Annotated in this window: 9 protein-coding genes and 1 pseudogene; 2 read left to right on the forward strand and 8 right to left on the reverse strand. The window is 73.0% G+C overall.

Annotated elements, in window-relative coordinates; all coding sequences use genetic code 11:
* From manB to VFW24_06335, 7 genes are all read right to left on the reverse strand, one after another.
* Positions 1 to 508: phosphomannomutase/phosphoglucomutase (gene manB, locus VFW24_06305; GenBank protein HEX5266368.1), on the reverse strand; the 508-nt coding region annotated here is incomplete at its 3' end.
* A complete protein-coding gene (locus VFW24_06310; protein HEX5266369.1) occupies positions 509 to 1,387 on the reverse strand; it encodes a hypothetical protein in 879 nt (292 codons plus the stop codon).
* A 9-nt stretch (positions 1,388 to 1,396) separates the two neighbouring features.
* Complete coding sequence (locus VFW24_06315) at positions 1,397 to 2,122, reverse strand: glycosyltransferase (GenBank protein ID HEX5266370.1); 726 nt, start codon at positions 2,120 to 2,122, stop codon at positions 1,397 to 1,399.
* On the reverse strand, positions 2,119 to 4,422 hold the full coding sequence (locus VFW24_06320) for a 6-pyruvoyl-tetrahydropterin synthase-related protein (GenBank protein ID HEX5266371.1): 2,304 nt from the start codon (positions 4,420 to 4,422) through the stop codon (positions 2,119 to 2,121). Before VFW24_06320 ends, VFW24_06315 begins: the two co-directional genes overlap by 4 nt.
* Before the next feature lie 50 nt (positions 4,423 to 4,472).
* Positions 4,473 to 4,682, reverse strand: coding sequence for a hypothetical protein (locus tag VFW24_06325; GenBank protein ID HEX5266372.1), 210 nt, complete (start codon positions 4,680 to 4,682; stop codon positions 4,473 to 4,475).
* Positions 4,683 to 4,748: 66 nt separating this feature from the next.
* Positions 4,749 to 5,438 (reverse strand): CPBP family intramembrane glutamic endopeptidase, encoded by a 690-nt coding sequence (locus tag VFW24_06330; GenBank protein ID HEX5266373.1) that lies wholly within the window; start codon positions 5,436 to 5,438, stop codon positions 4,749 to 4,751.
* 39 nt (positions 5,439 to 5,477) lie between these two features.
* A complete protein-coding gene (locus VFW24_06335; protein HEX5266374.1) occupies positions 5,478 to 5,705 on the reverse strand; it encodes a DUF3499 family protein in 228 nt (75 codons plus the stop codon).
* Positions 5,706 to 5,767: 62 nt separating this feature from the next.
* Between VFW24_06335 and ftsH the strand changes: the two genes are divergently transcribed.
* Both ftsH and VFW24_06345 read left to right on the forward strand, forming a co-directional pair.
* Entirely contained in the window at positions 5,768 to 7,771 is a 2,004-nt protein-coding gene (gene ftsH / locus VFW24_06340; GenBank protein ID HEX5266375.1) for an ATP-dependent zinc metalloprotease FtsH, read from the forward strand.
* Between the two features lie 67 nt (positions 7,772 to 7,838).
* Entirely contained in the window at positions 7,839 to 9,347 is a 1,509-nt protein-coding gene (locus tag VFW24_06345) for an MFS transporter (protein ID HEX5266376.1), read from the forward strand.
* Between the two features lie 3 nt (positions 9,348 to 9,350).
* Here the strand turns inward: VFW24_06345 and VFW24_06350 are convergent.
* A pseudogene (locus VFW24_06350) lies at positions 9,351 to 10,661 on the reverse strand (DUF5719 family protein).
* Positions 10,662 to 10,702: the final 41 nt, after the last annotated feature.

A 10,702-nucleotide genomic window follows, 5' to 3' on the forward strand; every position in this document is an offset into this window, starting at 1 on the left:
TGGCGCCGTTGGGGGCGGGGCCCGTGGTCGGGTCGGCGCCGTCCATGACCGCGAGCACCTCCTCGACGTGCTGCTCGCACGCCGCTTCGTCGGCCGCCTCGAGGTTGAGGCGCAGGAGCGGCTCGGTGTTGGACGGCCTCAGGTTGAACCACCATCCGCCGAGGTCGACCGTGAGCCCGTCGGTGTGGTCGAGGGTGGCGCCGCGGTAGTGCTCCTCGACCGCGCCGAGCACGGCGGCGGCGTCGGCCACGGGCCGGTTGATCTCCCCCGAGTCGGCGTAGCGCTCGAAGGGCCGGCGCATGTCGGACAGCGGGCGGTCGGAGCGGGACAGCATCTCGAGCACGACGATGGCGGCGATCAGGCCCGAGTCGGCCCGGTAGTTGTCGCGGAAGTAGTAGTGGCCCGAGTGCTCGCCGCCGAAGACGGCCCCGGTGTCGGCCGTCACCGCCTTGATGAAGGAGTGCCCCACGCGCGTGCGCACGCCCTGGCCCCCGTGCTCGGTGATCACCTAGGGCACCGCCTTGGAGCAGATCAGGTTGTAGACGACGCTGGCGCCGGGGTGCTTGTCGAGCATCGCCGCCGCCACCATCGAGGTGGTGAGCGAGCCCGACAGCGGCTCCCCCTTCTCGTCGACCAGGAAGACGCGGTCGGCGTCCCCGTCGAACGCCAGGCCGACGTCCGCTCCGGTCGTGGTCACCCGCTGGCGCAGGGCCTCCAGGTTCTCGGGCTGGATGGGATCGGCGGGATGGTTGGGGAACGAGCCGTCGAGCTCCGCGAACAGGACCTCGAGGTCGAACGGGAGACCGGCGAACACGCGCGGCACGACCAGTCCCCCCATCCCGTTGGCGGTGTCGGCCACCACCCGCAGCGGCCGCAGGACGCCGGGGTCGACGAACGACCGGACGTGGGCGGCGAACTCGTCGATCAGGTCGGCCCGCTCCATCATCTTCCCGAGATGGTCGGGGACGGGGCCCCTCGGACCGCTCAGGGCCTCGGCTGCCAAGGCCTTTATCTCCGCCAACCCGGTGTCCTGACCCACCGGGCGGGCCCCGGCCAGGCACAGCTTGATCCCGTTGTACGCCGCCGGGTTGTGCGACGCCGTGAACATCGCCCCCGGGATGTCGAGCCGCCCCGACGCGAAGTACATGAGGTCGGTCGACACCAGGCCGATGTCGACGATGCGCGCCCCGGCCTCGGCGGCGCCGAGGGCGAAGGCCGGCACCAGCTCCCGCCCCGACTCCCGCATGTCGCGCCCGACGACCAGCCGGGTGGCCCCGGAGAACCGGGCGAACGCCCACCCGATGGCGATGGCCGCCGACGCGTCGAGCTGGTCGGGCACCGTGCCCCGGACGTCGTAGGCCTTGAAGATGGCGTCCAGGTCGGGCACCGGGTGAGCCTACCGATCGCGGTCGTAGGCCCCGGCCCGGGCCCACCACCACACCCGGGCCACGTCCCGCAGCATCCGCAGCGTGTCCCGGCCGATCCGGACCGACGACGCGCCCGAGTTCGACAGCTCGACGGGGACCTCCACCACCGACAGGCCGGCGCGCCCCGCGATCACGAACAGCTCCACGTCGAAGGCAAAGCCGTCGATGCGCGCCCGCCCGAAGATCTGCCGTGCGGCCGGCGCCGAGAAGGCCTTGACCCCGCACTGGGTGTCGTGGCGCCGGTCGAGGACCGAGAAGGCGGTGAGCGCCGAGAACACCCGCCCCGTCACCTCCCGGATGCGCCGGGCCCGGACCAGGGTGACGGTGTCGACGTGACGCCGGCTGCCGCCCGCCATGTCCCACCCCGCCTCGATCTTCTCCAGCAGGCGGCCCACCTGGGCCGGCCCGTAGGCGAGGTCGGCGTCGCAGAACGCCACCACCGCGCCCTCGGCCGCCTCCACCCCGGCCCGCACGGCCGCCCCTTTGCCCCGGTGGGGGAACAGCCGGATCACCCGGTCGGCGCCGGCCTCGGTGGCCCGGGCGGCGGTGCGGTCGTCGGAGCCGTCGTCGACGACGACCACCTCGAGTCCTCCGGCGCCCACCACCGGCTCGAGCCCGGCCCGCAGGTCCTTGACCGTGGCGCCTATCACCGCCTCCTCGCAGAAGGCGGGGACCACGACCGAGAGCCGGGTCACCCGAGAACGGGCACGGGCTCCTCGGCCTCAGCAGCCGGCCCCTCCCCGCCCTCCTCCGCCTCCTCGGCCGTCGCCAGGACGTCCTCGGGCTCGGGGACCCCGGGCGGGGCGCCGGGCCGGAAGCGGACCAGCGCCACCAGCCCCGCCACCCCGGCCAGGGTGGCGAAGGCGCCCAGCCAGTCGACCGGCGTCCACCCGTAGTGGAGGGTGACGTGGTGGGAGGTCGGGACCACGACCATCAGGTTGGGGGTGATCCGCCACGGGCCGTCCGCCCCCGAGGCCTGCCAGTTCGGGAAGTACGAGGTCCGCACGACCACCGGGCTGCCCACCTTGTCGACGTCGAAGCTGATGCGGTCGTCGGTGACCGTCACGTGGCTGGGGCGCACCGGGGCCACCGGGACGCGGGGCGGGTTGGCGGCCCCGGCCGGCACCCGCGGCCACGACGCCGGCCCCGACGCCGCCAGCGGGACGGCCCAGCGCTTCGGGTCCTGGTACCACGGCACCGACAGGTCGAGCCACGCCTTGGCCTTGGTGACCGACCCGGTCACCACCGCCGGCTCGTACTGCAGCGGCGCCACCATGCCGGCGCCCGAGATCTCGTAGATGTCCCAGGTGACCGGCTGGGTGACCGTCGTGCTGCCCGGCGGGGCGGGCCACGGCCCGCTGGTGGCCACCAGCCGGAGGGCGGGGTTGCGGGCGGCGGCGGCCTGCATGGTCGGCGAGAACGCCATGTAGTACCGCACCCCGAGCATCTGCAGATGGGAGATGCCGGTCGTCACGTCCCCGTCGACGTAGGGCAAATTGAGCATGGCGTGGTCGGGCTCGGCCGACAGTTCCGCCTGGTTGAGGAAGTGGTACGGCGTGCTCGACGCCGACTCGAACAGCAGTCCCTCCATCGAGTCGATGCAGTCGTTGGTCCAGTACGGCAGCAGCATGAGCGCCATCGGGGTGCCCAGCTGGTTCTCCTCGTCGTAGCCGTACTCCCACATGGCCCGGCCGCAGCCGTACTGCTTGCCGACCTGGCCCATCTTGTGCACCAGGTCGTAGTACTGGGGGTAGGCGGCCTTGCGCTCGTAGCCCTCGTAGTTCCACGAGACCCACGACGGCACGAAGCTCTTGGTCGGGTGGACGGGGAACCAGGACGGCAGGTCCACCAGAGGCACCCAGGCGAACCCGATGGCGGCGGTGGCCGCGGCCAGCGGCACCACCACGCCCCCCTCGACGTGGCGCAGCACGGTCAGCCGGGCGGCGGCCATGGCCAGGAGCCGGCCGCCCTCGGCCACCGCCACCCCGGCCAGGAGGTAGAGGCACAGCACCCAGAACGGGAGCATCCTGGCGTTCCAGATCTTGGTCTGCGGGACGAAGAAGAAGCCGGCCGCCGACAGGACCGCCATCACGGCGAGGAAGATCCCGACCCGCCGCCGGAGGGCTATCGACAGGGCGGCGCCCACCACCGCCATCCCGAACACCCACCAGTTCCCGTGCGGGAACAGGCCCTGGTTCCCGAAGTAGGCGGTGACCTTCTGCCAGCCCATGTCGGTGGTGTAGGAGAGGCGCAGGAGGAACGGGATCCACCAGAAGCCGGCCAGCAGCCCCCCCACGACCAGCACCGGAACGGCAAAGCGGATCTGGCGCCACCCCCAGTGCATGACCAGCAGGGCCCCCGCCCCGGCCAGCACGAACAGGGTCGGCAGGAGGTGGCACAGCCCGGTCGCGGCCAGGAGGAAGGCGGCCAGGCCCGCCCCCCGGCCGGTGCGCAGCCCCCGGGCCAGCACGCCGAGGAAGACGATCCCCACGGCGAGGGAGAGCGAGAAGGCGTACTCCCCCGCCAGGGTGGAGGCGATGTTGCCGCCGTAGATGGTGAAGCTGCGGTCGAACAGGTAGGGCACCGTGGCCGCCGCCAGGCACAGCGGGCCCGCCCCCTTCATCCCCCACAGCCGCCCGAAGGCCCAGGCCGCCAACGGCAGGGCGAAGATCCCCGCCACCGTCACCAGCTTGAAGGCGACGTCGTAGGGCAGCGCCACGTTCAGTAGGACCGTGAGCAGGCTGGGCAGGGGGAAGTAGAAGGTGAAGACCGGGAAGCCCCCGTACCACTGCGGGTCCCAGCCGGTGAGCCGGCCGTGGGTGAGGAGGTGGTCCCGCATGTAGGCGGGCAGGGCCACGTGGGCGCCGGTGTCCCCGCCCGACGTGAGGGTGTTGAGGAAGATCAGGGACGGGACGTGCAGCTGCCAGAAGAGGAAGGCCACGATCCCGCCGAGGACGGCCACGGTGACGGCCGTGGTCGGGGACGGGCGCCGCATCGGACCCTTATGTTGCCCCAGCCCCGGACCCGGGGGCAGTCAGCCCGAGGTCAGGCCGGGGGGGCGAGGGGGCTGCGGCGGCGGCGGCGGCCGCTTCGCCCGGCGAGGGTGAGGACGTTCTCCAGGCTCATGCGGTTGCCCGACGCGTCGTCCCACCAGCGCGAGTCGCAGCGCGAGCAACTGTGGAGAACCATGCTCTCCGAGCCGAGCGCGACGCTGATCTTCACGATCTGGCCGGCATTGCACACCGGGCAGGACACATCCGCCTCCTCCGCTATCCCCTTTGGTTGTCGGTTGGGCGGACTCGGGGGTTTAGCTGCGTTTGATCACCTCTGCGACAGGATCGAGTAGACGGCGACGGCGTTGAAGGCGGCGTGGGCGCAGATCGAGGGCCCCAGGCGCCGGGTGCGCACGGCCAGGGTGCCGAGGACCACCCCGAAGAGCACCAGCACCGGCAGCTGGAGGGGCTCGAAGTGGGCCAGCCCGAAGGCCACGGCCGACACCGCCACCGCCCCCGGCGCCCCGATCCGGGGCTGGAGGGCCCGGAGCAGTAGGCCCCGGAAGAACAGCTCCTCGGCCACCGGCGCCCCGACGATCACCACCGCCACCAGCAGGGCCACGCCCGCCCCGTGGGCCAGGCCGGTGAGGTGCTGGGCGGGCTGGCCGACCTCGTGGATCAGCCGGCGGTTGGACTGGAACGGCAGGTAGACGACGTAGTCGAGGACGTACTGCGACGCCACCCCCGCCACCGCCCCGATGACCGGGTCGGGCAGGCCGAAGCGGAGCCCGAAGTCGGCCACCGGGCTTCCCGCCCCGGACAGGCGGCTGACCCACAGGGGGGCCCCGGCCAGCCCGACCCACAGCCCGACGGTGCCCGCCACGAGGAAGCCCAGGCTGTCGGTGCGGTTCCCGTGGGCGCCGGCCCAGGCGCTGGAGGCCAGGACCGAGACGAACAGGCCGACCAGGTAGCCGCCCACCGCCCCGGACAGCCATCCGGCGCGGGAGGCCTCGTTCAAGGGGTGGGGCTCATCTGGTCCGGCTCGAACTGGCCCGGCTCAGCCGGTCGCGCCGAGCGGCTCCCAGCGCCGGTCGTCGACGAGAGACCAGCCGTCCGGGACCCGCAGGCGGTCGGCGTGGGCCGCGCACAGCGGCCACGCGCCCGGGACCATCGGGCCCGGCCCCAGGTCATCGAGCCAGACCGTGCGCTCCGCGTACTCGTAATGGAGGCTGGCCCCGGCGGCGGCCGCACACATGGGCCGTATGCACAACCGGGGAGGATCCATGCGATGACCATATCGACCCGGAAGGGCCAACCGGGGGACACGGGTCACCTAGCATTGCCGCAATGAGCCGTCAGCCCCTGGAGCCGAAGCCGGGGCGAGACAACGACCGTCCCGGCCTCGGAGTCAGCAGCCCGGACCAGAACTGGCGCTGGCTGGTGTTGGTCCTGCTCCTCCTGGTCGTCGCCGCCATCGTGCTCCCGCCCCTGTTCTCCAAGGCGGCCCGGACCCAGCTCAGCTACACCGAGTTCCTGAAGGACGTGAGCTCCCATCAGGTGACCTCGGCCGACGTCTCCAACGACACCGGCGTGATCACCGGTCAGCTGGGGGACGGCACCCAGTACGTCGTCGACGGCCCCCAGCCGGTGATCTCCGCCGACGTGGCCCAGATGCGCAGCGACGGGGTGAAGCTGAGCTTCCACACCCAGGGCTCGAACATCCTGGCCACGATCCTGTCCTACTCCCTGCCGTTCATCCTGATCATCGGCCTGCTGGTGTGGATGAACCGGCGGGCCCAGGGCCAGATGACCGGGATCATGTCGATCGGGCGCTCGCGCGCCAAGCTCTACAGCACCGAGCGCCCCCGCACCACCTTCGGTGACGTGGCCGGCTACAACGCCGTCAAACAGGAGATCCGGGAGGTCGTCGACTTCCTGAAGAGCCCGGGGCGCTTCACCGACATCGGCGCCCGCATCCCGAAGGGCGTGCTGCTGGTCGGGCCGCCGGGGACCGGCAAGACCCTGCTGGCCCGGGCGGTCGCCGGGGAGGCCGGGGTGCCGTTCATGTCGGTGTCCGGCTCCGACTTCATGGAGATGTTCGTGGGCGTCGGCGCCAGCCGGGTGCGGGACCTGTTCCAGACGGCGCGCAAGCAGGCCCCGGCCATCATCTTCGTCGACGAGATCGACTCCATCGGCCGCAAGCGGGGCGCCGGCCTCGGCGGGGGCCACGACGAGCGGGAGCAGACCCTCAACCAGATGCTCTCGGAGATGGACGGGTTCGACTCCTCCGAGGGGATCGTGATGATGGCCGCCACCAACCGGCCCGACATTCTCGACCCCGCCCTGCTCCGGCCCGGCCGCTTCGACCGCCAGATCGTCGTGCCCCTCCCCGATCTCGAGGAGCGCCTCCCGATCCTCCAGGTGCACTGCCGGGGCAAGCGGATGTCCCCCGACGTGGACCTGCGCCTGATCGCCCGCGGCACCCCCGGGATGAGCGGCGCCGACCTCGCCAACCTGGTGAACGAGGCGGCCCTCCACGCCGTGCGCCGGGGCAGCAACATGATCGAGCCCCAGGACTTCGAGGCCGCCCGGGACCGGATCCTCATGGGCCAGCGCCGGGAGTCCCTGGCCCTGTCCGACCAGGAGAAGGAGCGGGTGGCCTACCACGAGGGCGGCCACGCCGTGCTGGCCTACGTGCTGCCCGCCGCCGACCCGGTGCACAAGGTCACGATCCTACCCACCGGCATGGCCCTCGGCGTCACCCAGCAGCTGCCGATGGAGGAGCGCCACATCTACCCGAGGGACTACATCGAGGACTCCCTCGCCGTGCGCATGGGGGGCCGGGTGGCCGAGCTGCTCGTGTACGGGGACCTCTCGACCGGCGCCAACAACGACCTGGTGGGCAACACGGAGCTGGCCCGCAAGATGGTGCGGGAGTGGGGCATGAGCGACCGGGTGGGCCCGATGGCGTGGGGCTCCCAGGGCATGGTCTTCCTCGGGGAGGACCTGATGCACACCCGGGACTACTCCGACGAGACCAGCCGGGTGATCGACGAGGAGGTGGGCCGGATCCTGCGGGAGCAGGAGGAGCGGGCCACCGAGTACCTGAAGCGCCACAAGGGCGGCCTGGACAAGGTGGCCGCCGCCCTCCTCGAGAACGAGGCGATCGACGGCGCCGAGGTGACCCGGCTGGTCGACGAGGCCAACGGCGGTCCCGTCCACCCCGACCGGGTCGTGCCCCACTTCGGCACCACCGGGGCCACCGACTCCGGGGCGGCGGCGCAGGGCAACGGATCGTCGGCCGGGGAGCCGACGGTCCCGCTCGACCGCTCCAAGCTGTCCGACCAGTAGCGGCCCTCCCACCGGTGATCACCGGTCAGCCAGGGGAACGGGCCCCGGCGGTCGAACATTGACGGCCATGGACGGCCCCGCCCGCCCCGGCACCGGATCGTGGCCGATGTGGCTGCTCGGCCTGGTCGTGCTGATGGACTCGACCGACCAGAGCATCGTGCGGGGGGTCGTGCCCCAGCTCAAAGCGGGCCTCCACATCGGGGACCTGGCCGTCGGGCTGCTGATGTCGGCCTTCGTGCTCGTCAACGGCCTGGTCACCCTGCCCTCCGGCTACCTGGCCGACCGCTGGCACCGGTCCCGGACCATCGGCACCACGGTCCTGGGCTGGTCGGGGATATCCGCCCTGACGGCGGCCGCGCCCAACTTCGGGGTCATGCTCGGGATCCGGGGGCTGCTCGGGTTCGGGGCGGCGCTCACCGAGCCCTCGGCCGGCAGCCTGATGTCGGACCTGTACCCCTACGAGCGGCGGGGCCGGGCGTTCTCGATCCAACAGGCCATGACGTTCATCGGCTTCGCCCTCGGGGTGGGGGCGGGCGGCGCCGTCGGCACCGCCCTCGGATGGCGCTACGCCTTCCTGCTGGTCGGCGGGCCGGGCGTGCTCATCGGGCTGGCCTGCTACCGGCTCCGCGAGCCCCGCCGGGGCTGGTCGGACCGGCTCCACGCCGGGGTGGCCGAGGACCACGACGAGCCCGAGCCCCGCACCGACCTCCTGGCGGGGGGCGTGCGGAACTTCGTGCGCGAGATGGTGGCCGGCCTCCGCCAGGACCTGCGGATGATCTGGTCGATCCCGACCATGCGCTACGCCCTGGTCGGGGTGGCGACGCTGCTGTTCACCCTCACGGCGGTGAGCTCGTGGCTGCCCGAGTTCTACGAGCGCCAGCTCCATCTGCGGAACAACGCCGCGACGACGGCCTTCGCCCTGCTGGCCGTGGTGGGCGGGGTGCCGGGGATCCTGTGCGGGGGGTGGGTGGCCGACCACTGGGCCCCCCGGATCCGGGGCGGCCGGGTGGCGGTTCCGGCCTACTGCGTGCTGGCGGGCGCCAGCCTGTTCACCATCTCGTACCTGTGGCTGCCGTTCGCCGCCTGCTACGCCGTGGAGCTGGTGGGCCTGTTCGTTATGGCCCTGTCGGTGGCGAGCATCCGGGCCACCTTCTCCGACGCCATCCCCGCCAACCTGCGGGGGGCGGGCTTCGGCGCCTTCAACCTGGTGGCGGTGATCTTCGGCACGGCGGCGGCGCCGTTCGTGGTGTCGCTGCTGTCACAGATGTTTGGCAACGACCTGCGCACGGCGTTCCTGATCTCGACCCCGCCGGTCCTGCTGGGGGCCTGGATCCTGTTGCGGGCCCGGGAGCACCTCGAGGCCGACGCCGCCCGGATCTTCGCCGCCGTGGTGGCCGCCGCCCAGGCCGAGCAGGACCGGCAGGCCGCCCTGGTCGTGGATCTGACCGACGCGTCAGGACCCGACGGGGCTCGGGACGGCCAGGGAGACGCCGGGCCCCTTGACCTGGTAGAGGTCGCGCTCGACCACGACGGGGACGTCCGAGGTGACGACCAGGCCGAGGTCCGCCACCTGTAGGTGGTCCCCGAGGCGGAGGAGGGTGTGGCCCCCCGCCGGCACCACCACCTGCCCGAGCCCGGGCACGGTCCGCTCCGCCCCCTGGTTCAGGTAGGCGACCCGCACCGTCGCCGCCGCTCCGCCGGGGTCGGCCACCACCAGCCACTCGTCCTGGGTCGAGGTGGCGCCGCCGGCGGTCACCTGCCACCGGCGTGCCGTCCCGGGCGAAGCCAGCATCTCCGCCGCCCCCGTCCGTGCCGCCGGCGAGCCCACCACGACCGTGCCCTCCACCACCACCGGCGCCCCCTGGGACCGCACGCTGATCGAGAAGTCGTCCCCGGTCGGGATCCGGGGCTGGGCCGACAGGTCGAGGACCTGCTGGCCCCCCGGCGCCAGGTCGAGGTGGAACGGGGCCGACTGGCCCCGGGACAGGTGGGCCTCGACGGTCACCCGGGCCGGGTCTCCGGTCGGGTCGTAGACGTGGACCTGCTCGGCCAGGCCCGGGCCCACCACCCCGTCGGGCAGCCACCACGCCCGGGCCGGGGCCGGGGCCGCCGTGACCAGCGACACCCCGACCTGGCCGGGGATGGAGTCGAGCTGGAGCGCCGCCGCCACCAGCCGGCCCGCCCGCACCCCCACGGTGGTCGACACCGCCGACTGCTCGATGAGGTGGGAGCCGAGGTCGACCATGACGAGGGAGCGCCCCGGGACGAAGATCCCCTGGAACTCGGAGGGGGCTACCGGACCGGCGTCGTCGGCGAAGCTCAGGTCGGCGATGGCGTCCTCGGGGAAGGGGTTGAACAGGGCCAGGAGGGCGCTGGCGCCGTCCTTGGTCGTGCCCGCCGCCAGGTACCAGTCCGGGGAGGGGGCGGTGGCGCACGGCGCCGCCGAGGTCCCGAGCGAGCCCGATACCAGCAGCTCGGCCGAGCCCCCGGGCCCGAGGAAGACGACGGTGGCGGCTACGAACGGCGCGGCCAGCACGTCACCGATCCGCAGTGAGCCCCGCCCGTAGGGGCCGATGGCCACCGGCCGGCTGACCGGAGCCGGCGTCTTCTTGCCGGACTGGTTGGCGTAGAAGGTGGCCGTCCCCCGCAGGACCTCGGAGCCGGAGTTGGCGAGGACCAGGGTCCCGTCGGCCTGGCCGCTCTTCACCGAGGTGCCGGCGGCGCAGTACCAGGCGTGACTGCCGCCTTCCGTCGCGACGCGGCCCGCCGTGGGGATGCCCGGACCGCCCCCCGGCCCCGGGCCCGGCGGCGCCGCCTGCAGCCGCCATCCCCCGAGGGTGAGCGCCAGGAGGACCGCCGCGATCCCCGCCACCCCCGCCCGCCTTCTCATTTCTCATGGCGGTGGGCACCCGGGTCCTGCGGACCACGCCC

It is taken from the genome of Acidimicrobiales bacterium, from assembly GCA_036273495.1.
Lineage (GTDB): Bacteria > Actinomycetota > Acidimicrobiia > Acidimicrobiales > JAJPHE01 > DASSEU01.

Excerpts from the sequence above, each read along its gene's own strand:
- VFW24_06320 (HEX5266371.1), bottom strand. The coding sequence starts at position 4,422 with ATGCGGCGCCCGTCCCCGACCACGGCCGTCACCGTGGCCGTCCTCGGC.
- VFW24_06335 (HEX5266374.1), bottom strand. The coding sequence starts at position 5,705 with ATGGATCCTCCCCGGTTGTGCATACGGCCCATGTGTGCGGCCGCCGCC.
- ftsH (HEX5266375.1), top strand. The coding sequence starts at position 5,768 with ATGAGCCGTCAGCCCCTGGAGCCGAAGCCGGGGCGAGACAACGACCGT.
- VFW24_06345 (HEX5266376.1), top strand. The coding sequence starts at position 7,839 with ATGGACGGCCCCGCCCGCCCCGGCACCGGATCGTGGCCGATGTGGCTG.